Origin of the sequence: Streptomyces sp. NPDC020801, from assembly GCF_044334385.1 — a bacterium.
Lineage (GTDB): Bacteria > Actinomycetota > Actinomycetes > Streptomycetales > Streptomycetaceae > Streptomyces.
Genome location: NZ_JBIRST010000012.1, coordinates 82,873 through 107,870 on the forward strand (window position 1 = coordinate 82,873; position 24,998 = coordinate 107,870).

At 71.9% G+C, this 24,998-nt stretch carries 20 protein-coding genes and 1 pseudogene; 5 read left to right on the plus strand and 16 right to left on the minus strand.

Annotated features, from left to right (window positions below; translation table 11 throughout):
* Positions 1–248: 248 nt before the first annotated feature.
* The 5 genes from ffh to ACH4UM_RS24620 form a co-directional block, all read right to left on the minus strand.
* Complete coding sequence (gene ffh / locus ACH4UM_RS24600; RefSeq protein ID WP_398183135.1) at positions 249–1,799, minus strand: signal recognition particle protein; 1,551 nt, start codon at positions 1,797–1,799, stop codon at positions 249–251.
* An 81-nt stretch (positions 1,800–1,880) separates the two neighbouring features.
* Entirely contained in the window at positions 1,881–4,367 is a 2,487-nt protein-coding gene (locus ACH4UM_RS24605; protein WP_398183138.1) for a [protein-PII] uridylyltransferase, read from the minus strand.
* A 26-nt stretch (positions 4,368–4,393) separates the two neighbouring features.
* Positions 4,394–4,732 (minus strand): P-II family nitrogen regulator, encoded by a 339-nt coding sequence (locus ACH4UM_RS24610; RefSeq protein ID WP_030990174.1) that lies wholly within the window; start codon positions 4,730–4,732, stop codon positions 4,394–4,396.
* Positions 4,729–6,072: an ammonium transporter gene (locus ACH4UM_RS24615; protein WP_398183141.1), complete on the minus strand. Its 1,344-nt coding sequence runs from the start codon at positions 6,070–6,072 to the stop codon at positions 4,729–4,731. The genes ACH4UM_RS24610 and ACH4UM_RS24615 overlap by 4 nt, the downstream gene beginning before the upstream one ends.
* Positions 6,073–6,362: 290 nt before the next feature.
* Positions 6,363–7,847 (minus strand): hypothetical protein, encoded by a 1,485-nt coding sequence (locus ACH4UM_RS24620; RefSeq protein WP_398183143.1) that lies wholly within the window; start codon positions 7,845–7,847, stop codon positions 6,363–6,365.
* 446 nt (positions 7,848–8,293) lie between these two features.
* Between ACH4UM_RS24620 and ACH4UM_RS24625 the strand changes: the two genes are divergently transcribed.
* Positions 8,294–8,956, plus strand: coding sequence for a bifunctional DNA primase/polymerase (locus tag ACH4UM_RS24625; RefSeq protein WP_398183146.1), 663 nt, complete (start codon positions 8,294–8,296; stop codon positions 8,954–8,956).
* Between the two features lie 360 nt (positions 8,957–9,316).
* Here the strand turns inward: ACH4UM_RS24625 and ftsY are convergent, their stop codons facing one another.
* Positions 9,317–10,528: a signal recognition particle-docking protein FtsY gene (gene ftsY, locus ACH4UM_RS24630; protein ID WP_398183149.1), complete on the minus strand. Its 1,212-nt coding sequence runs from the start codon at positions 10,526–10,528 to the stop codon at positions 9,317–9,319.
* Here ftsY and ACH4UM_RS24635 point away from each other — a divergent pair.
* A pseudogene (locus ACH4UM_RS24635) lies at positions 10,500–11,090 on the plus strand (cytosine permease); the annotation flags it as partial. The gene ftsY and the pseudogene ACH4UM_RS24635 overlap by 29 nt on opposite strands.
* Before the next feature lie 142 nt (positions 11,091–11,232).
* A complete protein-coding gene (locus ACH4UM_RS24640) occupies positions 11,233–12,204 on the plus strand; it encodes an LLM class flavin-dependent oxidoreductase (RefSeq protein ID WP_398183152.1) in 972 nt (323 codons plus the stop codon).
* An 81-nt stretch (positions 12,205–12,285) separates the two neighbouring features.
* Here the strand turns inward: ACH4UM_RS24640 and ACH4UM_RS24645 are convergent, their stop codons facing one another.
* The 4 genes from ACH4UM_RS24645 to ACH4UM_RS24660 all read right to left on the minus strand — a co-directional run bounded on the left by ACH4UM_RS24645 (position 12,286) and on the right by ACH4UM_RS24660 (position 19,158).
* Positions 12,286–13,704: a sugar porter family MFS transporter gene (locus ACH4UM_RS24645; RefSeq protein ID WP_398183155.1), complete on the minus strand. Its 1,419-nt coding sequence runs from the start codon at positions 13,702–13,704 to the stop codon at positions 12,286–12,288.
* A 440-nt stretch (positions 13,705–14,144) separates the two neighbouring features.
* A complete protein-coding gene (locus tag ACH4UM_RS24650; protein ID WP_398183158.1) occupies positions 14,145–18,077 on the minus strand; it encodes an AAA family ATPase in 3,933 nt (1,310 codons plus the stop codon).
* A 216-nt stretch (positions 18,078–18,293) separates the two neighbouring features.
* Complete coding sequence (locus ACH4UM_RS24655; protein ID WP_058922942.1) at positions 18,294–18,497, minus strand: hypothetical protein; 204 nt, start codon at positions 18,495–18,497, stop codon at positions 18,294–18,296.
* Positions 18,498–18,876: 379 nt separating this feature from the next.
* The gene (locus tag ACH4UM_RS24660; protein WP_398183161.1) at positions 18,877–19,158 is read right to left on the minus strand and encodes an acylphosphatase; all 282 of its coding nucleotides are present in this window, start codon (positions 19,156–19,158) and stop codon (positions 18,877–18,879) included.
* 168 nt (positions 19,159–19,326) lie between these two features.
* Here ACH4UM_RS24660 and ACH4UM_RS24665 point away from each other — a divergent pair, with 168 nt between their 5' ends.
* The gene (locus ACH4UM_RS24665) at positions 19,327–20,466 is read left to right on the plus strand and encodes a CAP domain-containing protein (protein WP_398183164.1); all 1,140 of its coding nucleotides are present in this window, start codon (positions 19,327–19,329) and stop codon (positions 20,464–20,466) included.
* 33 nt (positions 20,467–20,499) lie between these two features.
* On the opposite strand, the gene ACH4UM_RS24670 is transcribed toward ACH4UM_RS24665, so the two are convergent.
* Positions 20,500–21,084, minus strand: a complete 585-nt coding sequence (locus tag ACH4UM_RS24670) for a flavodoxin family protein (RefSeq protein ID WP_398183167.1) — start codon at positions 21,082–21,084, stop codon at positions 20,500–20,502.
* A 134-nt stretch (positions 21,085–21,218) separates the two neighbouring features.
* On the opposite strand from ACH4UM_RS24670, the gene ACH4UM_RS24675 reads away from it, so the two are divergent.
* A complete protein-coding gene (locus ACH4UM_RS24675; protein ID WP_398183170.1) occupies positions 21,219–21,614 on the plus strand; it encodes a winged helix-turn-helix transcriptional regulator in 396 nt (131 codons plus the stop codon).
* Positions 21,615–21,716: 102 nt separating this feature from the next.
* On the opposite strand, the gene ACH4UM_RS24680 is transcribed toward ACH4UM_RS24675, so the two are convergent.
* From ACH4UM_RS24680 to ACH4UM_RS24700, 5 genes are all read right to left on the minus strand, one after another.
* A complete protein-coding gene (locus ACH4UM_RS24680) occupies positions 21,717–21,995 on the minus strand; it encodes a DUF6924 domain-containing protein (RefSeq protein WP_398183173.1) in 279 nt (92 codons plus the stop codon).
* Positions 21,996–22,027: 32 nt separating this feature from the next.
* Positions 22,028–22,891 carry a bifunctional DNA-formamidopyrimidine glycosylase/DNA-(apurinic or apyrimidinic site) lyase gene (mutM, locus tag ACH4UM_RS24685; protein ID WP_398183176.1) on the minus strand — a complete coding sequence of 288 codons (864 nt, stop codon included), beginning with the start codon at positions 22,889–22,891 and terminating at the stop codon, positions 22,028–22,030.
* 303 nt (positions 22,892–23,194) lie between these two features.
* Complete coding sequence (gene rnc / locus ACH4UM_RS24690; RefSeq protein ID WP_398183179.1) at positions 23,195–24,091, minus strand: ribonuclease III; 897 nt, start codon at positions 24,089–24,091, stop codon at positions 23,195–23,197.
* A gap of 7 nt (positions 24,092–24,098) precedes the next feature.
* Entirely contained in the window at positions 24,099–24,272 is a 174-nt protein-coding gene (rpmF, locus tag ACH4UM_RS24695) for a 50S ribosomal protein L32 (RefSeq protein ID WP_003951102.1), read from the minus strand.
* Between the two features lie 2 nt (positions 24,273–24,274).
* A complete protein-coding gene (locus ACH4UM_RS24700) occupies positions 24,275–24,919 on the minus strand; it encodes a YceD family protein (protein WP_398183182.1) in 645 nt (214 codons plus the stop codon).
* Positions 24,920–24,998: the final 79 nt, after the last annotated feature.

Genomic DNA, 24,998 nt, shown 5'->3' on the forward strand with positions numbered 1-24,998 from the left:
TGGACGTTACGGCACATGGCACACCCCGGCACGCGCTGAGGGCGTCCCTCGCGAAGAAGGGACGCCCTCGGTGCCGTGAAACCGCCGGACGACCGCCGGAGACCGCCGGACGAACCACCACCGGACCCAGCCACCGGACCCAGCCACCGGACAACCACCGGATACCAGTCACCGGACAGCCACCCGGCGAAACGGCCGTGCGCGGTCGTACGAACAGTGCCGTGCCGGCGCGGTGCCGTCGGCCCGTGTCAGCCCATGAACTTCTTGAACTCGTCCGGCAGCTCGAAGTCCTGGCCGCCCTGCTGCGGCAGCCCGAAGGCACCGCCGCCCTGGGCCGCGGCGGCGCGGCGGGCCGCCTCCTCCTGCTCCTGCTGCTTGCGCTTCATCGGGTTGCCGGAGCGCTGCTTGCCCTTGGCCCTCTTCGGCTGCTTCTTGGTGCGGCCCGGGCCGCCGCCCATGCCCGGGATCCCCGGCATGCCGGGCATGCCGCCGCCCTGGGCCATCCGGGACATCATCTTGCGGGCCTCGAAGAACCGCTCGACCAGGTTCTTGACCGCGCTGACCTCGACACCGGAGCCCTTGGCGATGCGGGCGCGGCGGGAGCCGTTGATGATCGTCGGGTCCTGGCGCTCGCCCGGGGTCATCGACTTGATGATCGCGGCCGTGCGGTCGACGTCGCGCTCGTCGAGGTTGTTGATCTGGTCCTTGATCTGGCCCATGCCCGGGAGCATGCCGAGCAGCTTGCTGATGCTGCCCATCTTCCGGACCTGCTCCATCTGGGCCAGGAAGTCGTCCAGGGTGAAGTCCTGGCCCTTCTTGGACGCCAGCTTGGAGGCCATCTTCTCGGCCTCTTCCTGGCTGAACGTCTTCTCCGCCTGCTCGATCAGGGTGAGCAGGTCACCCAGGTCGAGGATGCGGGAGGCCATCCGGTCCGGGTGGAAGGCGTCGAAGTCCTCGAGCTTCTCGCCGTTGGAGGCGAACATGATCGGCTTGCCGGTGACCGAGGCGATCGACAGGGCGGCACCACCGCGGGCGTCGCCGTCGAGCTTGGAGAGCACCACGCCGTCGAAACCGACGCCGTCGCGGAAGGCCTCCGCGGTGTTGACGGCGTCCTGGCCGATCATCGCGTCGACGACGAAGAGGATCTCGTCGGGCGAGACGGCGTCGCGGATGTCCGCGGCCTGCTGCATCAGCTCGGCGTCGATGCCGAGGCGGCCGGCGGTGTCCACGATCACGATGTCGTGGACCTTGGTCCGCGCGAACTCGATGGAGTCCTTGGCGACCTTGACCGGGTCGCCGGTGCCGTTGCCCGGCTCGGGGGCGTAGACGGCGACGCCGGCGCGCTCGGCGACGACGCTGAGCTGGTTCACGGCGTTGGGCCGCTGGAGGTCGCAGGCGACGAGGAGCGGGGAGTGGCCCTGCCCCTTGAGCCACGTGCCGAGCTTGCCCGCGAGGGTGGTCTTACCGGCACCCTGCAGACCGGCCAGCATGATCACGGTCGGCGGTTGCTTGGCGAAACGCAGCCGCCGGGTCTCGCCGCCGAGGATGGTGACCAGTTCCTCGTTGACGATCTTCAGGACCTGCTGTGCGGGGTTCAGCGCTCGGGAGACCTCGGCGCCGAGGGCGCGCTCCTTGACGTTCTTGATGAACGTCCGGACGACGGGCAGCGCCACGTCCGCCTCGAGGAGCGCGATGCGGATCTCCCGTGCGGTGGCGTCGATGTCCGCCTCGGAGAGCCGTCCCTTGCCGCGCAGGTTCCTGAAAGTCGCTGACAGGCGATCGGAGAGAGTGTCGAACACGGCGCTCGCGGTCCTCGGGGTCGGGGATGGCTTAAGGAATCGCCCTCCAGGGTATCCCGGCCGGGCAGAACCGGGTCACGGTCATGCGCGCAGCGCCTCTTCGAGCCTTCGCGCCACGGACGCCGCCTCCTCGGCCGGCAGCGGAAGGCCGGCCGGGCCGGTGACGTAGAAGGCGTCCACGGCGTTGGCACCCAGGGTCGACACATGCGCGCTGCGCACCCGTACCTTGGCGTCCTCCAGGGCCCGCCCGATCCGGAACAGCAGCCCCGGCGCGTCCTGGGCGCGGACCTCGATGACGGTGGCGTGCCGGGAGGCGGCCGGGGCCACCGTCACGCGCGGCGGGGGCGCCACCACGCCGCGGCGACGCGGATAGGCGGCGTCCCGCTCGGCGAGGCGTGCCGAGATGTCCAGGGAGCCGTCCAGGGCCCGGACGAGGTCGGTGCGCAGCCGGGCGGCCTGGGGCAGGGACCCGTACTCGGCGGCGACCCGCCAGTTCAGCAGCAGGACGGAGCCCTCGTCGACGCCGTCGGGCAGTTCCAGGGCCCGCAGCTCGGCGGTGCGGACCGTCAGGCGGTGCACGGCGAGTACACCGGCCACGGAGGGCAGCACGCCCGGCTGGTCGGGGACGGCGATGACCAGTTCGACGCCGAGCGGCTCGGGCTCGCCGGCCGCCTCTCCCGGCTCCGTCGCGGGCGGCTCGGTCTGCGCGCGCAGCGCCAGCACCAACCCGCCCGTGCGGAAGGCCTCGACGGCGAGCCGCTCCTGCTCGGCCGAGGGCGCGCCGGCCGGCTCGGGCTCGTCGGGGAAGTCCCCGGCGAGGACCGCCGAGACCCGCCTGACCAGCTCGGCGACCAGGGAGCCGCGCCAGGAGGACCAGGCGGCCGGGCCGGTGGCCAGGGCGTCGGCCTCGGTCAGGGCGTGCAGCAGTTCCAGTGTGCTCTGGGTGCCGACCGCCTCGGCGACCGAGCGGACGGTGGCCGGGTCCTCCAGGTCGCGCCGGGTGGCGGTCTCCACGAGCAGCAGGTGGTGGCGTACGAGGGTGGCGAGCACGGCCGCGTCGGCGCGGTCGAAGCCGATGCGCCCGGCCACGTCCCTGGCGATGATCTCACCGGCCACGGAGTGGTCGCCGGGCCAGCCCTTGCCGATGTCGTGCAGCAGCGCGGCGACCAGGAGCAGGTCGGGGCGGCTGACCCGGCGGGTGAACTCGGAGGCGCGTACGGCCGTCTCGATCAGATGGCGGTCGACCGTCCAGACGTGGACGGCGTTGCGCTGCGGGCGGCAGCGCACCCGCTCCCAGTCGGGCAGAAGCCGGGTGACCAGCCCTTCCGCCTCCAGCGCCTCCCAGACCTCGACGGTCGGGCGGCCGGAGCCGAGCAGGGTGACCAGTTGCTCGCGGGCCTCGGCGGGCCAGGGGGTGGCCATGGGACGCACGGTGGCCGCCAGGCGCCGTACGGCGTGCAGGGAGAGCGGCAGGCCGGCCTGCGCGGCGGCGGCCGCGGCACGCAACGGAAGGACGGGGTCGCGTTCGGGGCGCGCGGCGCGGGCGAGTACCACCTCTCCGTCCTGCTCCACCACGCCCTCGGCGAGCGGAGACCTTTCCGTGACCGCCCGCCCGTCGCCCGCCACCACCCTTCTTGCCATTTGGCGCAGTCTCGGCCGCACGGCGCGCGACCGCAGCACGCGCCCCACTTCGCGCCAGGTGACGTCACTGGCGTACGAGATGAGGCGCGCCGCCTCGTAGACCTGGCGCAGGAGCGTGTCGGCGTCCAGCAGGCCCAGCTCGGCGGCCACCTGGTCCTGCTCCTGCAGGGAGAGCCGGTCGGTGGCCCGGCCGGTCGTCAGGTGCAGGGCGTCCCGTACGTCGAGCAGCCGGCGCCGGGCCTCGGCGAGGCCCTCGCGCGGGGCGTCCGCCAGCCAGGAGGCGGCGACGGCGCGCAGGGCGGTGGCGTCGCGCAGGCCGCCGCGGGCCTCCTTCAGGTCCGGCTCGAGGAGGAACTGCAGCTCGCCCTGCCGTTCGGCGCGCTCGGCACACAGCTCCTGGAGTTCGGGGAGACGTTTCGGCGCCTGGTTGCGCCAGTCGGCGAGGACCGCGGTGCGCAGTCCGGCGCTCAGGCCCCGGTCGCCCGCGAGGTGCCGGGCGTCCAGCAGCCCGAGCTGGACCTTGAGGTCCTCCCCCGCCGTCCTGCGGGCCTCCGCGGGCGTACGCACCGAGTGGTCGAGGGCGAGCCCGAGGTCCCACACCGGGTACCAGAGGCGGTCCGCGAGGGCGGCGACGGCGTCCAGGTCGCCGCCGTCGTGCAGCAGGAGCAGGTCGAGGTCACTGCGCGGGGACAGCTCGCCGCGGCCGTAGCCTCCGACGGCAACCAGACAGACACCGCTCAGGCCCCCCTCCGTCGCGCCGACCGCCGCGTCGAACAGGCCGGCCAGCCAGTCGTCGGTGAGTTCGGCGAGGGCCGCACGGCGCGGCGGCCCGGACTGCGCCCCCTCGGTGAGGAGGCGCAGCCGGGCCGCCGCGTAGCCGCTGGGTCCCGAGTCCTCTGCTTCGTTCTGCACGTCCGTACTCGTCACCCAGCGACTCCTGTTCTCGTGCCGTGTCAGAGCGCGTCCGGGCCGCGCTCACCGGTCCGCACCCGGACGGCCGTCTCGACCGGGAGGGACCAGACCTTGCCGTCACCGATCTTGCCCGTGCGGGCCGCCTTGACGATGACCTCGATCAGCTGCTCGGCGTCGTCGTCCTCGGCCAGTACCTCGATACGGATCTTGGGCACCAGGTCGACCGTGTACTCGGCACCGCGGTACACCTCGGTGTGTCCCCGCTGACGACCGTAGCCGCTCGCCTCGGTGACCGTCAGGCCGTGGACGCCGAAGGCCTGCAGGGCCTCCTTGATCTCATCGAGCCGGTGGGGCTTGACGACGGCGGTGATGAGCTTCATGCGTCCACCTTCTTGCTCTGCGTGGCGGCCAGGGCGGGAGCTGCTGCGACCGAGCCGACGACACCGCCGCCCGCGCCGCTGAAGTCGTACGCGGTCTCGGCGTGCTCGGCCTGGTCGATGCCGGAGATCTCCTCGTCCTCGGTGACCCGCATCCCGATCGTCTTGTCCAGGAGGAAGGCGAGGATCGCGGAGGCGATCAGGGAGTAGGCGAGGACCGCGAAGACACCGGCGCACTGCTTCCAGAACTGGTCCAGCCCGCCGCCGTAGAAGAGGCCCTTGACGTCGGACTGGCCCTTGCCGCTGGCGAAGAAGCCGATCAGCAGCGAACCGATGACACCGCCGACCATGTGGACCCCGACGACGTCGAGCGAGTCGTCGTAGCCGAACCGGTACTTCAGGCCGACCGCCATGGCGCACAGCACACCGGCGATGGCGCCGACCGCGATGGCGCCGAGCGGGGAGACCGCGCCGCCGGAGGGGGTGATCGCGACCAGACCGGCGACCGCGCCGGAGGCGGCGCCCAGCGTGGTGAAGGCGCCGTGGCGAATCTTCTCGTAGGCGAGCCAGGCGAGCATGGCCGCGCCGGTGGCGACCTGGGTGTTGACGAACATCAGCGGGCCGACGCCGTCGTCGTTGCCGAGCCAGGAGCCGGCGTTGAAGCCGAACCAGCCGAACCACAGCAGACCCGCGCCGAGCATGACCAGCGGGAGGCTGTGCGGGCGCATCGGGTCCTTCTTGAAGCCGACGCGCTTGCCGATGACGAGGATCACGCCGAGCGCCGCCGCACCGGCGTTGATGTGGACCGCGGTACCGCCGGCGAAGTCGATCACCCCGAGGTCGAAGGCCCAGCCGCCGGTGCCCCAGACCCAGTGGGCGACCGGGAAGTAGACGACCGTCACCCACAGCACCAGGAAGAGCGCCCATGCGCTGAACTTCACCCGGTCGGCCAGGGCGCCGCTTATCAGGGCGGGTGTGATGATGGCGAACATCAGCTGGAACATGGCGAAGACGAAGACCGGGATGGTGTATCCGGGCCAGAGATCCATCTTGCCGATCCCGCTGAAGCCGACGTAGTCGGAGGTCCAGCCGACGATCGAGCCCTTGTCGGTGCCGAAGGCCATGGAGAAGCCGTAGAGCACCCACAGAATGGTGACGATCCCGAGGCTGATGAAGCTCATCATCAGCATGTTCAGCGTGCTCTTGACGCGGACCATGCCTCCGTAGAAGAAGGCCAGGCCCGGGGTCATCAGCAACACCAGGGCGGAACAGATCAGCATGAAGCCTGTATTGGCGGACGACAGCTTGGGTGCGTCCGCCGCAAGCATGATGGCTGGAGCCATCGGCGTCTCCTCGTCGGTTGGTACGGCCCCGTGCGGGCGAAGCCTTGAGCGGTCCGGTCAGTGAGGGGTGGGCCGGTTATGCGCCATGAGACTGGCGCAGCGCGGTTTCGGTGGAAGCCCCTCGTTGTTTCGCCGGGGTGACGAAGGCGCCCTGCGTGTTACGCGTCGATGAATTGCGTGCGCACAGAAGGCCGGCCGCGGGCGGCCCTCCGATGACCTGGCATGGGGGAGCCGAGTCGGGCAGTTCGGGAGGGCCGGCCGCGGCCGGGGTCAGGGAGGTCGCCGGTGTCTCAGACCGCCTCGGCGGTCTCCGGCAGCTCGACGGCGAGCTGCTCGGTGAGGTCGATGACCTCACCGAGGTCCCCGTGGTCGCGCACGGCGTTGTCGACGGTCTTTCGGATACGGGTGTTCACCCGCTCGGAGCGGACCTTCTTGGCCACCTGCATGGCCTGCGCGGCGTACCGCGTGCTCTGCTCGGGCTCACGCTGGAGCAGGTGGACGGTGGCCATGCCGATGAGGTTCAGCGCGTACGACCGCTGGTGTTCCTGGTCCTCGGCGAACAGTTGTACGGCCTTCTCCATCAGGGGCTCGGCGAGCGAGGCGTACGTGGGGCTGCGGCCGGCGACATAGGCGAGGTCGCGGAAGGAGTGGCTGTTCTCGCCGTAGAGCTCGGCCTCGGAGAAGAAGCGGATCCAGTCGGGCTCGGGCTCGTCCCAGTCCTCGCCGTCGGCGAAGGCGTCCTCGGCCATCCGCACCGCGCGCTTGCACTTGCCGGGCTGGCCCATGTTGGCGTAGGCGCGGGCCTCCATCGCATACAGCATGGACTGGGTGCGCGGGCCGGCGCAGTCTCGGCTGCCGTACTGCGCGAGGTGGATGAGTTCCAGGGCGTCCTCGGGGCGGCCGAGGTGGATCATCTGGCGGCTCATGCTGGACAGGATGTAGGAGCCGAGGGGCTTGTCGCCGGCCTCCTTGGCGGCGTGCAGCGCGAGTACGAAGTACTTCTGCGCGGTGGGCTGCAGCCCCACGTCGTAGCTCATCCAGCCGGCCAGCTCGGCGAGCTCGGCGGCGACCTTGAACAGGCGCCTGGTGGTGGCCTCGGGCTGCGGTTCCTGGAGGAGGTCCGTCACCTCGTGCAGCTGGCCGACCACGGCCTTGCGGCGCAGACCGCCGCCGCACTGGGCGTCCCACTGCCGGAACATCACCGTGGTGGCCTCCAGCAGCTCCAGCTCGGGCCGGGAGAGCCGGCCGGGGCGGCGGGTCGCGGCCGCCGGCTCGGGCTCCTGGAGCGGGGAGGAGGGCGAGGGCACGAGCCAGCGCTGCAGCGGCTCGATGAGGGACGGGCCCGCGGACAGCACCAGCGAGGTCCCGAGGAAGCCGCGCCGCGCGAGCATCAGGTCGCTGCGCGAGAACTCACCGAGCAGGGCCACGGTCTGCGGGCCCGCCCAGGGCAGGTCGACGCCGGTCGCGGAGGGCAGCTGGCGGGCGGTGCGCAGGCCGAGGTCCTCCACGGAGACGACACAGCCGAAGCGCTCGGAGAACAGCTCCGACAGGATCCTGGGGATCGGCTCGCGCGGGTTCTCCCCGTCCAGCCAGCGCCGTACGCGCGAGGTGTCGGTGGAGATGTGGCCGGCCCCGAGCTGGCGGGCCCGGCGGTTGACCTGGCGGGCGAGCTCGCCCTTGGACCAGCCGCTGCGCACGAACCACGAAGTGAGCAGCTCGTTCGGGCGCTTGTCCGCGCTCGCAGCGTTCGTCCCGCCACCGCCGTTGCCGCTCACTGGAACGCCCCCATTCCCGAGATCACTTGTCACCGAGTGCGCCAAGCCCTATCAGAATGCCCGTCAATACGGCCGTTCGTCGCCGGTTCTCACCCTTCGAACGGAGTGCCGACTTGCCTCCGGCATACCCACAAGTGCATGTGCCCCCAGGACCCGCACACTCACAGTAATCCTACGATCACCCGTCCAGCCACGGCGATCCCTGAAACGCCACCATTCGCCACCCCTTCGAATGAACTCTCGGTGGCCTTGGCGCGATTCACTTGACATAGGCCGGCCGTGAGCGGGTGAAGCGGTGCAGACGAGGGCGCGCGTTGCCGAGCACACCACCCGGGGCGCTTCCGGGCGCCGCCTGAAGAGGGCGGAGCCGGGGAGGAGTGGGAACGCAGAGTCACGATCTGCATCCGCCTCGTAACCATCGAGGCGGCGGACCAGTTGGAGGGGGCATGGGCTTCACGATCGGCGGCATGCGCGACATTCGCACCGGCACGCGGCGGCGCGGCCGGTCGTACCGCTCGTCGGAGTGCACGGCGGTGGCCGAGTACACCGGACTGTGGGGCTGGGACGTGGTGCGGGGCGCGCGGGCCGTCGGCGGAGCCTGCTCCTGCGGCCGCACCGACTGTCCCGCGCCGGGCGCCCACCCGCTGGAGTTCGCGCCCCCGATCCCGGCCGGAGCCACGCTGGACGAGGTGAGCCGGGCCTGGGCCGAGCTGCCCGGGGCCGCGGTGATGCTGGCGGTCGGCCGCGCCTTCGACGTGATCGAGGTCGCCGAGTCCGCCGGGCGGCGCGCCCTGGCCCGGCTGGAGCGCATGGGCCTCCCCCTCGGTCCGGTGACCGCGACCCCGGACGGCCGCGCCCACTTCTTCGTCGCCCCCGGCGCCGCCGACGAGCTGCCGGGACTCCTCTACCGCCTGGGCTGGGACGACCCCTCCTCCCTGGACCTGCACGGCCTCGGCCCCGGCACCCACATCACCGCCCCGCCCTCCGACCGCGGCGGCCGCGGCCCGGCCCACTGGCTCCGCCCGCCCGCCCTTGACACGGCCAAGCCCCCTCAGGCCCGCCTGCTGCTGGGCACCCTGGCGTACGTGGCCCACCGGTCACGGGCGTAGCCCTGACGGTCGGACGGCACGGCAACCCCGAGGACGGCCGGCGCGGCCCCTGACACCCTGACGCACGGCCGGCACCGGGCCCCTGGAGGCCGGTCGACGGCATCGGCCGGTCGGCCGGCGGCCCCACGGGCGCGCGGCCTGCGGAGCCCGGGCGGCCGGGGCCGGGCAGCCGCCGGCCACGCGGACCGCGCCTGCCACCCGGCTCGTGCCTGCCACCCGGCTCGTGCCTGCCGGTCGGCTCGTGCCTGCCGGTCGGCTCGTGGGCGCCCCGCCCACGGAACACGGGGCGCTGTCCGCTCCCGTACGACAGCAGCGCCCGCCCCCACTGGATCCGGGGCGGGCGCTGTCACCTGGTGGGTGTCAGTCTCCGATGAGGGCGTCCACGAACGCCTCCGGCTCGAAGGGTGCCAGGTCGTCCGCGCCCTCGCCCAGGCCGACCAGCTTGACCGGTACGCCCAGTTCGCGCTGGACGGCGACCACGATGCCGCCCTTGGCGGTGCCGTCCAGCTTGGTCAGCACGATGCCGCTGATGTCGACGACCTCGGCGAAGACGCGGGCCTGGACCAGGCCGTTCTGCCCCGTCGTGGCGTCCAGGACGAGCAGCACCTCGTCCAGCGGGGCGTGCTTCTCGACCACGCGCTTGACCTTGCCGAGCTCGTCCATGAGGCCGGTCTTGGTGTGCAGGCGGCCGGCGGTGTCGATGAGGACGACGTCGGCCCCCATCTCCTTGCCCTCCTTGACCGCGTCGAAGGCGACGGAGGCGGGGTCGCCGCCCTCGGGGCCGCGAACGGTGTAGGCGCCGACCCGCTCGCCCCAGGTCTGCAGCTGGTCGGCGGCGGCCGCACGGAAGGTGTCCGCGGCGCCGAGCACGACACTGCGGCCGTCGGCCACCAGGACGCGGGCGAGCTTGCCGGTGGTGGTGGTCTTGCCGGTGCCGTTGACGCCGACGACCATCACGATGCCCGGCTTGCTGGTCTCCGGCTCCGTCCGCACCGTGCGGTCGAAGTCGGTGCCGACCAGCGTGAGCAGCTCCTCGCGCAGCAGAGTGCGCAGCTCCTCGGGGGTACGGGTGCCGAGTACGCGGACGCGCTCGCGCAGCCGCTCGACCAGCTCCTGGGTGGGCTGCACACCGACGTCGGCGGTCAGCAGCGTGTCCTCGATCTCCTCCCACGTCTCCTCGTCGAGGTGCTCGCGGGACAGGAGGGTGAGCAGGCCCTTGCCCAGGGCGTTCTGCGAGCGGGAGAGCCGGGCACGGAGCCGGATCAGCCGGCCCGCGGTGGGCTCGGGAACCTCGATCGCGGGTGCCGGAAGCTCCTCGACGACGGGCGGCTCCTCCACGGCGACGGGAGCCGGGCCGCCGGGCAGGTCCACCTCCTCGATCGTCCGCCGCGGCTCCTCGCGCGGCGTCTCGGCCTCGTCGCCGACGTGCGGCTCGGCCGGAGGGGCGGTGATGTCGGGCGCCGAGGGCGGCGGCGGGGGCAGCGGCTTCCTGCGCCGGCTGCCGATGATGAGCCCGCCGAGCGCGCCGAGCACGACCACGGCGATGACTACAGCAAGGATGATGGTTTCCATAACGCGTCCAGTATCAGCCATGGGTCCCGGCTGGAGCCTGCTTGTACGTTCCACCAAGAGACAAACGCCACTTAATGGAACAAGTAGGCTCAAAGTACTATGGTCCGCGCCGCGTCCGACGCTCACAGTCGGCATCGGCATGATCGCGGCGGGCGGCGTCAGCTGGATCCCGTCGGCGCCGGACTTCACCCGTTACCTGCCGCGCACGGCGTCCTCGAAGGCGATCGCCGGCACCTCGGCCGGCGGCGCGGGCATCGTGGTGCTGCCCCTGGTGCTCATGGGCGCGGTGGTGGCCGTCTCCACGCCGGACCTGGCCTCCGCCACCGACCCGGTCTCCTTCCCCGGTGAGATCCTGCCGACCTGGATCGCGGTGCAGTATCTGCTGATCGCGCTGATCGCGCTGATCGGCATGCCGCTGATCAACTCGATGTCGATGCAGTCGGCCGGCTTCACCGCGCAGACGCTCGGCCTCAGGGTGCCGCGCCACAGGGCGGTCTCGGTCAACGCCGTGATCTCGCCGGCCTTCGGCGGGGTGCTGATGCTGGTGGCGACCAGCTTCCTGTGATCTCGGGTCTGCTGTACCCCGGCGGCCGCGCCGGCGGCGGAACCGGCGCAGCCGGTCGAGCAGCCCGAGAGCCTGGCCGTCTGACGGCCCGTCAGCTACCGTCCCCCTGCACACCCGTCCGGTGAAGGGGGACGCAGCCATGTCCGTCACGGTCGTCCGTTTCAACCTCGTCGAACCCGGCGCCACCCCCGCCTCGCTCGGCGCGCGCTACCAGGCGGCCGTGGAGATGGCCCGGTACGCCGACGACCGGGGGATCACCACCGTGCAGACCGAGGAGCACCACGGGGTCGCGAACAACTGGCTGCCGTCGCCGTTCGCCTTCGCGGGCGCCGTCCTCGGCACGACCCGGCGTCTGGCGGTCACCGTCTCGGCGGTGATCGGCCCGCTGCACGACCCGCTGCGGCTGGCCGAGGACATCGCCGTACTGGACCTGCTGAGCGGCGGACGGCTGGTGACGGTCGCCGGGATCGGGTACCGGCCCGAGGAGTACGCGCTGTTCGACGTCGAGTGGAAGCGCCGGGGCAGACTCCAGGACGAGCTGCTGCAGACCCTGCTGAAGGCGTGGACCGGCGAGCCGTTCGCCTTCCGGGGCCGTACCGTACGCGTCACCCCGCGCCCCTGCTCCGAGCCGCACCCGCTGCTGCTGGTCGGCGGCTCCTCCCGGGCGGCCGCCCGCCGGGCCGCCCGGCTCGGGCTGCCGTTCTTCCCGAGCGCGCACCTGCCGGAGCTGGAGGCGTACTACAAGGAGCGGCTGACCGAGTACGGCACCGAGGGCTGGACGTTGATGCCGGCCGCCGAGACCCCGCTGCTGCACCTCGCCGAGGATCCCGACCGGGCCTGGGCGGTGTACGGCGAGCACTTCCTGCACGAGGCGCGCACGTACGCCTCCTGGCAGTCCGGGGACATCCGCTCGGCGGTGAGGTCGGCCGCGACGAGTGTGGCGGAACTGCGCGCCGAGGGCGTGTACCGGGTCCTCACCCCGGACGAGTGCGTCGCCCTGGACCTGGACACCTGTGTGCTGCACCCGCTGGCCGGCGGCATGCCGGTCGACGAGGGGTGGCGCAGCCTGCACCTGTTCTGCGAACGCGTACTGCCCCGGCTCGCTGCGTGAGCCGGGGCAGTACGCCCTTCAGGGGTGTCGAGGAGCGGGCAGCGGGGACTTGGCCCGGCTCCTCGAGCCTGTGCGGGGTGGTTACCCCATCTCCTCCAGCGCCTTGCCCTTCGTCTCCTTGACGAACTTCAGGACGAACGGGATGGAGAGCGCCGCGAAGACCGTGTAGATCATGTAGGTCGCGGAGAGGTTCCAGTCGGCCAGCGACGGGAAGCTCGCGGTGATCGCCCAGTTGGCGATCCACTGCGCGGAGGCGGCCACGCCCAGGGCGGCGGCGCGGATCTTGTTCGGGAACATCTCGCCGAGCATGACCCAGACGACCACGCCCCAGGAGAGGGCGAAGAAGAGGACGAAGACGTGGGCGGCGATCAGGGCGACCCAGCCCTGGGTGGTGGGCAGCTTGCCGCCGACCAGGTCGTAGGAGAAGGCCCAGGCCTCCAGCGCCAGGCCGACGACCATGCCGACCGAGCCGATGATCGCGAGCGGCTTGCGGCCGACGCGGTCCACGAAGATCATCGCGATCACGGTGCCGACGATGTTGATGATCGACGTCGTGAACGAGTAGAAGAACGAGTTCGCCGGGTCGACACCGACCGACTGCCACAGCGTCGAGGAGTAGTAGAACGCGACGTTGATGCCGACGAACTGCTGGAAGACCGACAGGCCGATGCCGACCCAGACGATCGGCTTGAAGAAGAAGCCGCCGCCGAGCAGGTCGCGGAAGCCGGACTTCTCCTCGCGCTTCATGGCGGTCTCGATCTCGAGGACGCGGGCGTTCAGGTCGACGTCCTTGCCCTCGACCTCGGCGAGGATCTCGCGGGCGCGGTCACGGCGGCCGACGGAGATCAGGAAGCGGGGGGACTCGGGGATGGCGAAGGAGAGCAGGCCGTAGAGGACGGCCGGGACCACCATGACGCCGAGCATGACCTGCCAGGCCTCGAGGCCCATCAGCCGGCCGCGCTGGTTGCCGCCGGCCGCGTTGAGCAGACCCCAGTTGACCAGCTGCGAGATGGCGATGCCGACGACGATCGCGGCCTGCTGGAAGGAGCCGAGGCGGCCGCGGTAGGCCGGCGGGGCGACTTCGGCGATGTAGGCGGGACCGATGACCGACGCCATACCGATGGCGAAGCCGCCGACGATGCGCCAGAGGGCGAGGTCCCACAGCGCGAAGGGCAGGGCAGAGCCGACGGCGCTGATGGTGAACAGGACGGCGGCGATCTGCATGCAGCGGATGCGGCCGATGCGGTCGGCTATGCGGCCGGCCGTCGCGGCGCCGACGGCGCAGCCGATCAGGGCGATGGCGATGACCTGGGCCAGCGCCGCGGAGCCGATGTCGTAGCGGTCCCGGATGGCCTCGACGGCGCCGTTGATCACGGAGCTGTCGTAGCCGAAGAGGAAGCCGCCCATCGCGGCCGCTGCCGCGATGAAGATGACATGCCCGAGATGATCGGGATGAGCCGTACGGGCTCCTGACTGGGGTGCCTGCGCTGTGCTGGTCACGTGTACTCCTCGGGCACCCCGGCAGCGCTGCCGGGGTGGGGGGGTCAGCCCTTGCAGGTGGCGGGACCTGAAGGTAAAAGCAACGTTGCAGAGACTATGCCTTCAAGTTTCGAAGTCAATAGGCCCACGGCTGTGAGTTTCCGCCACCTGCCGGCACGGCTGTGTTCAAGTTCTGTAATCAAATACAGGACACGGAGCGTCTACCCCGAAGTCGCGGGGGCATACGGAAGCCGCGGGGAGACGCAAGGGCGCGGACCGGCTGGTGCTGTGGCCGGAAGGGTTTGCCGGAAAGCTCGCGGCGTCCGGTGCGGTGCATCGCAAGGCGGAGCATCGCCCGCGTAGCGCCCGCGTACTGGATATGTACTCGGGTGATGCGACAACGCGGCGAGGTGCCCTGCCGGATGTCGCGAGCCGGTGAACCTTTCCGGTCGCAGCACCAGCTAGCGCAGCCGCTGGCTGATGACCTTCGACACGCCGTCCCCCTGCATGGAGACGCCGTAGAGCGCGTCGGCGACCTCCATGGTGCGCTTCTGGTGCGTGATCACGATCAGCTGCGAGGCCTCCTGCAGCTCCTGCATGATCCGGATCAGCCGCTGGAGGTTGGTGTCGTCGAGGGCGGCCTCGACCTCGTCCATGACGTAGAAGGGGCTGGGCCGGGCCTTGAAGATCGACACCAGCAGCGCGACGGCCGTCAGCGAGCGCTCGCCGCCGGAGAGCAGGGACAGCCGCTTGACCTTCTTGCCCGGCGGGCGGGCCTCGACGTCCACGCCGGTGGTGAGCATGTTGTCGGGGTCGGTCAGCACCAGCCGGCCCTCACCGCCCGGGAAGAGGCGGCCGAAGACACCCTCGAACTCCCGGGCGGTGTCGCGGTACGCCTCGGTGAAGACCTGCTCGACGCGCTCGTCGACCTCCTTGACGACCTGCAGCAGGTCGGCCCGGGTCTTCTTGAGGTCCTCGAGCTGTTCGCTGAGGAACTTGTGCCGTTCCTCCAGCGCCGCGAACTCCTCCAGGGCCAGCGGGTTGACCTTGCCGAGCTGCTGGTAGGCGCGCTCGGCGGCCTTGAGCCGCTTCTCCTGCTCGGCCCGCACGAAGGGGCGGGGCTGGTTGCGCGGGTGATCGGGGTCGTCCGGCAGTTGCTCGCCCTCGGCGGGGGGTGACGATGGCACGGGCTGGTGCGGCCCGTACTCCGTCACCAGCCCGGCCGGTTCGACACCGAGCTCCTCCAGTGCCTTGGTCTCCAGCTGCTCGATCCGCAGCCGCTTCTCGGCACCGAGCACCTCGCCCCGGTGGACGGAGTCGGTCAGCTTGTCGAGTTCGGCCTTGAGATCGCGTCCCGCGGCACGGGCGGCGTTCAGTTCCTGCTCCCGGCGGGCCTTGGTGGCCTCGGCGGCCCCGCGCTCCTCCTCCGCGCGGGCCAGGGAGACCTCGACATGGGCGAGCAGCTGCCGGGCCCCGGAGGCGACGGCCTCGGCGACGGCTGCCTCGTGGCGCAGCCGGGCGCGCCGCTGCTCGGCACGCGCACGTGCCTCGCGTTCGGCGCGGGCGGCCCGGTCCAGGGAGTCGGCCCGGCCGGCCAGGCCCTTGACCCGCTCCTCGTGCGTACGGGCCTGGAGGCGGGCCTCCATCTCGGTCTGGCGGGCGTTGGCGCCGTCTGCGGCGAGCCGGTCCCGTACGGAGGTGTCGGGCTCCTCATCGATCGGCATCTCCTCGGCTACGGCGAGGCGTTCGGCGAGTTCCTCCACCTCCTGGAGGGCCTTGTCCAGCGCCTCCTGGGCGCGGCTGGCGGCGGCCGCGGACCGCTCGGCCTCCCCGGCGGCGCCGCGCGCCTGCCCGGCGAGCCGTCCCAGCTGCTGCGCGACGGCCGACTTCTCCCGGTCGGCGGCCCGCCGCCGCTCCCCCAGCTCCTCGACCAGCGCGGCGCACTCCTTGCGCCGCTCACCGGCCCGCCGCTGTGCCTCGGTCAGCTCCTCGCACCGCACGGCCAGTTCCTCCAGCTCCGCGGCGGCCTCGTCCACCCCCGCCTGCTGCTCCAGGAGGCTGGGCGCCCCGGCCGACCCACCCTGGGCGAAGTGCGCCCCGAGCAGGTCGCCTTCGGCGGTGACGGCGGTGAGGTGGGGCCGCGCGTGGACGAGGTCCTCGGCGTCCTCCAGCGTGCCGACCACGACGACACCGTGCAGCAGTCTGCGTACGGCGGGCATGAGTTCGGCGGGACCGCGTACGAGGTCCGCGGCGAAGGGGCGGTGGAAGGTCCCGCGGTCACCGGTGCCGGCGGCCGCGCAGGCGGCGGCGGAGGCGGCGTTGGTCGCGGCGGAGGCGCCGGCACCGGCGGCAGCAGGACCGCCGGCGCCGGCCGCGGCGGGACTGGCGGCACGGGCCGTGGCAGGGCCACCGGCACCGATCCCGGCAGCACCGCCGGCGCCGGCCGCGGTACGGTCCTCGGCCGGCGCGTGCCCGGGGGCGGTGCCGTCCGGCGGGCCGGCCGTGCTCCCGGCGGCCCCGGCGTGTTCGGTGCCCGTCGGGCCGGTTCCGGCGTGTCCGGTGCCCGTCGGGCCGGTTCCGGCGTGTCCGGTGCCCGTCGGGCCGGTTCCGGCCGGGTGGGGCGGGGCGGACGCCTCCGAGGTCGTCGTCCCGGGTCCGGCTCCCGGCTCTTCCGGTGGCCCCGTCAGCAGCAGCGCGGCGCGGCCCGCGTCCTGTTTGCGCAGGAGACGGATGGCGTCGGCCGCCGCGGAGGGGGTGGTCACCGCCAGGGCGTCCGCGGCGGTGCCGAAGGCGGCGGCCAGGGCGGTCTCGTGGCCCGGGGTGACCGTCAGCAGCTCGGCCGCCGGGCCCAGCAGGCCGGTGAGGCGGTCCCTCGCGTCGAGCAGCGCGCCGGTGCCGTCCTTGCGGCGCAGGCCCAGGGCGAGGGCGTCGTGCCGGGCCTGGGTCGCGGCCCGTCTGCGTTCGGTGGCCGTGGCCGCCTCGCGGGCAGTGGTGAGGGCGCTCTCCGCCTCGGCCAGCGCGCTCTTGGCCGCCTCGTGCCGAACGGCCAGTTCCTCGTCGCCCGCGTCGAGGCCGTCGACCTCGGCCTTGAGTGCCTCGTACTCCTCCTGGGCGTGGACGGCCCGCTCCTGGGCCTCGTCCCGGGCGGCGGCCAGGCGGTCGATCTCGGCCTGGGCGGCGGCCGCGCGCGAACGGGCCGCGCCCACTTGGCCGCTGAGCCGGGCCAGGCCCTCACGGCGGTCGGCGATGGCGCGTGCCGCGTCCTTCAGGCGGCGTTCCTCGACTGCGAGTTCACGTTCCAGTTCGGCGCGGTGGGCGACCGTGTCGTCGAGCGCCCGCTGCGCCGCCTCCAGGGCCGCCTCCAGCTCGGCCTCCTGCTCGCGGACGCGGGCGGCCTCGCGCTCCAGGTCCTCGGGGTCGCGGCCGCGCCGCTCCTCCGGGGGAGCGGAGGTGGCGCTCTTCACGCGGGCCTCGGCGAGCGAGATCGTGCCGCGGACGCGCTCGGCGAGCTGGGACAGCTCGTACCAGGTCTGCTGGGCGCGCTGGAGGCGCGGGGCGAGCCGGCGTACCTCGTCCTCCAGGAGCGCCTCGCGCTGGAGGGCCTTGCGCAGCTCCTGCTCGGCGGCTTCCTTGCGCTCCTTCAGGGCCGCCTCGTCGGCGACCTCCGTCTTCAGTGCCTCCCGCAGCCGTACGAGGTCGTCGGCCAGGAGGCGCAGGCGCGCGTCCCTCAGGTCGGCCTGGATGACGGCGGCGCGGCGGGCGACGGCGGCCTGGCGGCCGAGCGGCTTGAGCTGGCGGCGCAGTTCGTCGGTGAGGTCCTGGACGCGGGCGAGGTTCGCCTGCATCGCGTCCAGCTTCCTGAGCGCCTTCTCCTTGCGCTTGCGGTGCTTGAGGACGCCCGCGGCCTCCTCGATGAAGGCGCGGCGGCCCGTCGGGTCGGCGTGCAGGACGGAGTCGAGCTGGCCCTGGCCGACGATGACGTGCATCTCGCGGCCGATGCCGGAGTCGGACAGCAGTTCCTGGATGTCCAGCAGGCGGCAGGTGTCGCCGTTGATCTGGTACTCGCTGCCCCCGTTGCGGAACATGATCCGCGTGATGGTGACCTCGGCGTACTCGATGGGCAGGGCGCCGTCGGAGTTGTCGATGGTCAGGGACACCTCGGCGCGGCCGAGCGGGGGACGCCCGGTGGTGCCGGCGAAGATGACGTCCTCCATCTTGCCGCCGCGCAGCGACTTGGCGCCCTGCTCGCCCATGACCCAGCTGAGCGCGTCCACGACGTTGGACTTGCCCGAGCCGTTCGGACCGACGACGCACGTGATGCCCGGTTCGAACCGGAGCGTGGTCGCCGAGGCGAACGACTTGAACCCGCGGAGGGTCAGGGCCTTGAGGTGCACGGCGTCGGACTCTACCCGCCGCCGCTATCTCACTCCATGAACCTTCGCAACCGCGCGGTTTCACGCATGAACATGAAGGGCACACCAGACGTTAAAGAAGGTGAAAGGATGCGCGGGGGCAAGAAAGAAGGGACGCCGAAGCGTCCCTTGCAACTCTGACAACTGAGCGGTTGATACGGGCGGGCCCAACCACTGTGCCGTTGTGCGATGCAGTGATCAGGTGAGCGCAGGCTCCGCCTGGTGTGCGTCGATGCTCTCCATGATCCTGTCGTGAGAAGCGGCAGCCGTCAGCGCGTCGTTCTCCGCCTGGATCCGTACGAGCTCGGATTCCAGGTCCTGTACGCGCTGCTGGAGCCGTCGCATCTCGGCGAGGAGTCGAGGGTCGGAGCCGCCGACGTAACCGAGAAGCGCCTTTGCCATGATGGATGGTCCTCCACACTGAGTGACCGACCGAAGCGGTGTGGGTCGTGAGGGATTCGCACCCGTGGTGCTTGGCACTGTTGAGTTTGTGCTGCCGTTCATCCATGCCAAACAGCTAAGGTGCGCGGGTTTTCAGCGTCTCACCAAAAAGTTTGACGGTCAACACGATCACACCCCGTATCAGCGGGTGTCCCGGGGGCGCGCGACCGGAAAGCGGTGGCACTGCGACTCCTGCGGGCCCCTGGGGGCGTGGCGATCATCCTGCCGTGCGGAGCCTGCCACGGCAAGCGGTTCTTGGCAACCACCTGCTCCTTTTCACTCGGGGCAGTTGCCGGTGGCAGATTCCCGCGCCCTCGTCCGGGGGCGGGGCGCGACGGGCTCAGCGGACCGCAAAGCCCTCGTATCCCCCGCGCGGTGTGTCCCAGATCTCGGTGACACCCTCCACGCGTCCGGGCGTGTCGCCGCCCTGGAGCCAGTCCAGCAGTTTCTGGCAGGCCTCGCGTGTCCCCTCGGCGACCACCTGCACGCGTCCGTCGCCCAGATTGAGAGCAAAACCACTCAGGCCGCCGATCTCCAGCGCCCTTGCCCGTGTGAACCAGCGGAAACCCACACCCTGGACGCGTCCGCGCACCCAGGCGACCAGTCGCACATCCTCGCTCATGGGTGCAACCTAACCGGCCAATGTCTCTCGGGACACTTCCTCCCCTCGCGCCATGCGGTACCGTCCCCACCCAATGAATCTCATATGAAACTCACTCGATCGAGTGGGTCAGGTTGACCGCCACGGCTCAGGGCGCGCGTCGACCGCAGGGACGAGGAAGGCCAGGACATGGGACGCCACCGACGCTCGGACGCCGGCCGCGCCGCCACGGACCGTGCCACGGGGGTCACAGAAGCGCACGGCTCGTACACGCAGCGCCACGACCCGCTGGACTCGTACGCCGGAGACCGCATGGGCATCGCGCCCTACCTCAACCCGGAGCTGTACGGCGACGCCTACACCAGGGCCCAGGAGTACCTCTTCGCGACGGACGACGACTACGCCCGGGCGACCGACACCGTGACCTTCCCGGCCGGGGGCTTCAGCCCCGCGGTCGGTCCGCACCGCGAGCGCGGGCACCGCCGGAAGAGGAAGGCCGCGACGCCGGTCCGCACCGGCCTGCTCGGAGTCTCGGCCGCGGTCGCCATCGGTACCGTCGCGGTCGCCACCGGCGCGGTGCCCGGACTGCAGAACTACAAGCTGGGCGGCTCCAGCAGCAGCGGCGCGGACAAGGTGCAGGCCGCGGGTTCCCCCACGAACAGCGCGAGCGAGCAGGGCGGCACGTCGGGCAGTGCGCAGGCGGGCGGCCGGTCGGGGGGCTCGTCCACGAGCCGCGACGCGGACCGGTCGACATCACCGGCGCAGTCCGCCCCGGCCTCGGGCTCCGTCTCGGCTTCCGCCTCCGCCGCGCCGTCGGCCACGCCCACGAAGCCGGCCGGCACGGGGCCGACGTCGGCCCCGGAGAAGACGAAGAAGCCGAAGACCACGCCGGGCCACGCGGCCGCCAAGGCGCCGCACAAGAGCCAGCCCGCCCCGGCGGCCGTCTCCGCCGAGGCCGCCGCCGAGGCGGAGGTGCTCAAGCTGGTCAACCAGGAGCGGGCGAAGGTGGGCTGCAGCCCGGTGGCCGCGAACAGCGCGCTCACCGGCCTGGCCGAGAACTTCAGCTCGGCCATGGCCACGCAGGACTTCTTCGACCACACCGACCCCAGCGGCGCCTCGCCGTGGGACCGGGCGGCGAAGCTCGGCATAACCGGCCTGGGCGGCGAGAACATAGCCCGCGGCCAGGCCGACGCGGCGGCGGTGATGGACGCATGGATGAACAGCCCCGGCCACCGCGCCAACATACTGAACTGCGACTTCAAGACCCTGGGTGTCGGCGTCCACCTCGGCTCCGGCGGCCCCTGGTGGACGCAGGACTTCGGGTACTGAATCCGGTCCGAGCGGCCGTGAGCGGCCCTCGGATCAGGCGGCCGCGTGGCCGAGCAGGAAGGTCCTCGCCGTCTCGGTGACCCGGCGGCCGAGGTGCTCGGCGGTCGCGATGTCCGCCTTGTGCACGCCCTCCGGGCCCTCGTCGACGTTGGTCTGGGCGGCGGCGCCGGCGAATACGCCGAGGCGGTTGAGGTCGTGCTCGGAGCCGGCGCTGTTGTTCCAGCCCGGGTGCAGGCCGAGGTTGACCCAGTGCATGCCGTGCTGCCCGGCGAGGACCTGGAAGAACTGCAGGGTGTGCAGCTTGTCGCCGCTCTTGGAGCCGGAGTTGGTGAAGCCCGCGGCCAGCTTGTCCTTCCAGTCCTGCCCGAACCAGCGCTTGGAGGACGCCTCCGCGAAGACGTGGAAGGCGCCGGACGCGGTGCCCATGTAGGTCGGCGAGCCGAAGACGATCACGTCGGAGGCGTCGAGCGCCGCCCACTGCTCGTCGGTGATCTCGTCCACCTTGATCAGATGCACCTCGGCACCGGCCTCGACGGCACCCGCCCGGACGGCCTCGGCCAGGACGGCGGTGTGGCCGTAGCCGGAGTGGTAGGCGATGGAGACAACAGGGGTGGTCACGGTTCGTTCTCCTCAGAAGTCAGCGCGGACGGGAGCCGCAGGGGATGCAGCTCACCGGCGATGAGAGAAGGAAAGCACTAACTTTTGGTTAGCGCAAGCTGCGGGCTAGCGCTGCGTTCGAGTACGCTTGAGACATGAGCATCACGCAGGAGCGCACGGAGGAGCAGGACCTCCCGTACAACGTGTTCGCCAAGGCCTGTCCCTCGCGCGGCACGCTGGAGCACGTCACCGGACGCTGGGGCGCGCTCACCCTGGGCGCCCTGCACGTGGGCTCCCTCCGCTTCAACGAGCTGCGCCGCCGTGTCGACGGCGTGAGCGAGAAGATGCTGTCCCAGACCCTCCACGCGCTGGAGCGCGACGGCCTGGTGCACCGCGAGGCCCAGCCGACGAACCCGCCCCGCGTGGACTACGAACTCACCCCGCTCGGCCACGAGGTCGCCGAGCGCCTGCTGGCCCTCATCCACTGTGTGGAGGGCCGGATGGACGACGTCCTCGCTGCCCGCGAGGCGTACGACACCCGTCAGGTCTGAGGGACCGTTTCCCCGGTCCCGGCCACTCCCACCCGTTCGGCCAGCCCCGCCCTTCCCGCCGGTCCGCCTGCCCAACCCTTCCCGCCCGTCCGGCCCGGCGCGTCACCCGGCCCCGATGCCGCGGTACGTGCCCGAGCCGTCGGTGGCGTCGGCGGACTCGGCGAAGTCCATGTTCGCGATGCTGAGGTTCGCGGAGATCCCCGGAAACCACCGCGGCGGCAGACGGAAGGTCCGGCCGGGCTCGTCGTGCAGGTCGACGGCCAGCAGCCTCCGCTCGGGTCGGCCATGGTGGTCGCGTCCGCGAGGAACACCTGGAGGACCTGCGCGTCGCCCTCCGCGGCGGTGTCCTCCTCGATCATCGCCCGGCTGGGGCAGGGCCATGGCGATACTCCGCTCGCCGGGGGCCGGCCGGCTCAGGCGGTACGCGCCCGCGGCGCCCGCTGGCACTGCGGGCAGTAGTAGCTGGAGCGGTTCATCCAGGGGCGGCGGCGCATCGGGGTGGCGCAGCGGCGGCAGGGCAGGCCCTCGCGGCCGTAGGCGTCCAGGGAGCGGTCGAAGTAGCCGGACTCGCCGTTGACGTTGACGTACAGGCTGTCGAAGCTGGTGCCGCCCACGGCGAGGGCCGCGTTCATCACGTCCCTGATGTGGGTGAGGAGTTCGGCCGTGCGCGGGCGGGTGAGGGTGGCGGTGGGGCGGTCGTAGTGCAGCCGCGCCCGCCACAGCGCCTCATCCGCGTAGATGTTGCCGACCCCGCTGATCAGCGACTGGTCGAGCAGGGCCCGTTTGATGGTGGTCCGCTTGCGGCGCAGTGCCTGGTGGAAGGCCTCGTCGTCGAACAGGGGGTCGAGGGGGTCGCGGGCGATGTGCGCGATGACGTCCGGCAGGCCGTCGGGCCCGGTCTCGTGCAGCGACAGGCCGCCGAAGGTGCGCTGGTCGACGAAGCGGAGTTCGGTGCCGAGGGCGTCCGCGAAGCCGATGCGGATGCGCAGGTGCTTCTCGCGGGGCACCTCGTGCGGCTGGACCAGCAGCTGGCCGCTCATGCCCAGGTGGGCCAGGATCGCCTGGCCGCCGTCCTCAAGGGGCAGCCACAGATACTTGCCGCGGCGGCTGGGCACGCCGACGCGGTGGCCCTTGAGGCGGTGCGCGAAGTCGTCCGGTCCGGCGAGGTGACGCCGGACCGCGCGCGGGTGCAGCACCTCCACCTCTGCGACGGTCCGGTGGGCCACCCACCGTTCCAGACCGCGCCGCACGACCTCGACCTCGGGCAACTCGGGCATGGCTCCCCCGTATCTCCGCGGCCCGCGACGGGCCGTCGTATGGGCCGAGCGGCCGCTGTCGGCCGCCGGACAGTCGCAACAGTCGGACATGGGCGGACACGGCCGCCGCCGGCCCGTGCGGGTCGACGGCCACCGGCCGTCCTGCCGGGCCGGGCCCGCGGGCCCGGGTGGGCCGAACAGCCGCCCGGCCTCGGGACGCCCGGCACGGCCGGCCCGGGCCCGCGAGGTCCGGACAGCCGCCGGCCGCCGCAAGGGCCGAGCGCCCGCCCCGGGCAGGGACGGGCGCTCGAATCGTGCTGTCGGTCAGGCGGAGGCCGACGCCTCGTCGGCGTTCTCGGCAGCCTCTGCGTTCTCGGCGGCCTCGGCAGCCTCTGCGTTCTCGGCGGCCTCGGCAGCCTCGGCACGCTCGGCCGCCTTGGCACGCTCGTCCGCCGCGGCCCGGATGGACCGCCATGCGGACTCGGCAGCCTGCTGCTCCGCCTCCTTCTTGCTGCGGCCGGTGCCGGTGCCGTACGAGACGCCTCCGACGCGGGCGGCAGCAGTGAAGGTCTTCTCGTGGTCGGGGCCGGTCTCCGTGACCAGGTACTCGGGCACACCGAGCCCCTCGGTCGCGGTGAGCTCCTGGAGGGATGTCTTCCAGTCCAGGCCGGCTCCGAGGTTCGAGGACTTCTCGATCAGCGGGTCGAACAGGCGGTGCACCAGTTCGGAGGCCGCGTCGAGGCCCTGGTCGAGATAGACCGCGCCGATCACCGCTTCCAGGGTGTCGGCGAGGATGGACGCCTTGTCCCGGCCGCCCGTGCCCTCTTCACCGCGGCCGAGCCGGATGAAGGAACCCAGGTCGAGCCCACGGCCCACCTCCGCCAGCGCACGAGAGTTGACCACCGCGGCCCGCAGCTTGGCCAGCTGGCCCTCGGGCAGGTCCGGGTGGGTGCGGTACAGCGTGTCCGTGACGACGAGGCCGAGGACGGAGTCACCGAGGAACTCCAGCCGCTCGTTCGTCGGCAGACCGCCGTTCTCGTACGCGTAGGAACGGTGGGTCAGCGCGCGCACCAGAAGGGCGGACTCGAGCTTGTAGCCGAGCCGCCCTTCCAGAAGCGTGTGGGACGAGGCCGTGTTGTCCGACGAAACGCCCCCGCGCCGGCGGGGACTGGTGGCGTCGGCGTCAGCCGCCTTCTTGGCAGTGGACACGGTGCCTCTCACCAGCCGCTCAGACCTCGAGGACCTGGCGCTTGTTGTAGGTGCCGCAAGACGGGCACGCAATGTGCTGCTGCTTGGGCTCGTGGCAGCGCTCGCACGCAACCAGGGTGGGGACCGCAGCCTTCCACTGCGACCGGCGGTGGCGCGTGTTGCTGCGCGACATCTTCCGCTTCGGAACAGCCACGGCTACTTCTCCTGCTTCTCGTCGACGCCCGCTTCGGCGCCGCTCATCTCGTCCTTCTCGCCGTCCGACATGGTGCCGGCGAGTCCCTGCAAAGCCGCCCAACGGATGTCGACGGCGTCGTGGTGGTGGTCCGGGTCGTCCGCGAGCCGTGCTCCGCACTCGGAGCACAGACCCGGGCAGTCTTCCTGGCACACCGGCTGCATCGGCAGTGCGAGCACCACCGCATCGCGCAGCACGGGCTCGAGGCCGATGAGACCGTCCTCGACAAAGAGCCTGTCCTCGTCGTCCTCGGCGTCGTCGCCCGGTTCCGCGATCACACGGCCCCGGTCGTCGGCGTCAGGGTACGAGAACATCTCCTGGAAGTCCGCTTCGAGCTCGAGCTCGAGCGGCTCCAGACACCTTACGCACTCCCCCTCGGCCTGTGCACGGGCGGTGCCGGTGACAAGCACACCTTCCATGACCGACTCGAGCCGGAGTTCGAGCTCCACCGGGGCGCCTTCCGGCACTCCGACCACTCCCTGGATACCGAAGTCCCGGGGAGCGGAGACCGTGCGGGTCAGGCGCTGCAGCGCGCCAGGACGCCGCCCCAGCTCGTGTGTGTCGAACACGAGAGGGTTGCGGTGGTCGAGGCGGGCGTTCAGGGCCATTCCTGCTTTCGGTTTCCAAGCTCGGGGACGCCGCCCGTCGGTGTCCCGGGGCAGCGTTGATCGCGGACGTACGCGCGAC

What these genes read in the sequence shown, in the direction of transcription:
- ACH4UM_RS24700 (WP_398183182.1), bottom strand. Translation starts at nt 24,919, where the DNA reads ATGGCCCTGAACGCCCGCCTCGACCACCGCAACCCTCTCGTGTTCGAC.
- ACH4UM_RS24665 (WP_398183164.1), top strand. Translation starts at nt 19,327, where the DNA reads ATGGGACGCCACCGACGCTCGGACGCCGGCCGCGCCGCCACGGACCGT.
- ACH4UM_RS24655 (WP_058922942.1), bottom strand. Translation starts at nt 18,497, where the DNA reads ATGGCAAAGGCGCTTCTCGGTTACGTCGGCGGCTCCGACCCTCGACTC.
- ACH4UM_RS24640 (WP_398183152.1), top strand. Translation starts at nt 11,233, where the DNA reads ATGTCCGTCACGGTCGTCCGTTTCAACCTCGTCGAACCCGGCGCCACC.
- ftsY (WP_398183149.1), bottom strand. Translation starts at nt 10,528, where the DNA reads ATGGAAACCATCATCCTTGCTGTAGTCATCGCCGTGGTCGTGCTCGGC.
- ACH4UM_RS24615 (WP_398183141.1), bottom strand. Translation starts at nt 6,072, where the DNA reads ATGGCTCCAGCCATCATGCTTGCGGCGGACGCACCCAAGCTGTCGTCC.
- mutM (WP_398183176.1), bottom strand. Translation starts at nt 22,891, where the DNA reads ATGCCCGAGTTGCCCGAGGTCGAGGTCGTGCGGCGCGGTCTGGAACGG.
- ACH4UM_RS24660 (WP_398183161.1), bottom strand. Translation starts at nt 19,158, where the DNA reads ATGAGCGAGGATGTGCGACTGGTCGCCTGGGTGCGCGGACGCGTCCAG.
- ACH4UM_RS24610 (WP_030990174.1), bottom strand. Translation starts at nt 4,732, where the DNA reads ATGAAGCTCATCACCGCCGTCGTCAAGCCCCACCGGCTCGATGAGATC.
- ACH4UM_RS24680 (WP_398183173.1), bottom strand. Translation starts at nt 21,995, where the DNA reads ATGGCCCTGCCCCAGCCGGGCGATGATCGAGGAGGACACCGCCGCGGA.
- ACH4UM_RS24675 (WP_398183170.1), top strand. Translation starts at nt 21,219, where the DNA reads ATGAGCATCACGCAGGAGCGCACGGAGGAGCAGGACCTCCCGTACAAC.
- ACH4UM_RS24625 (WP_398183146.1), top strand. Translation starts at nt 8,294, where the DNA reads ATGGGCTTCACGATCGGCGGCATGCGCGACATTCGCACCGGCACGCGG.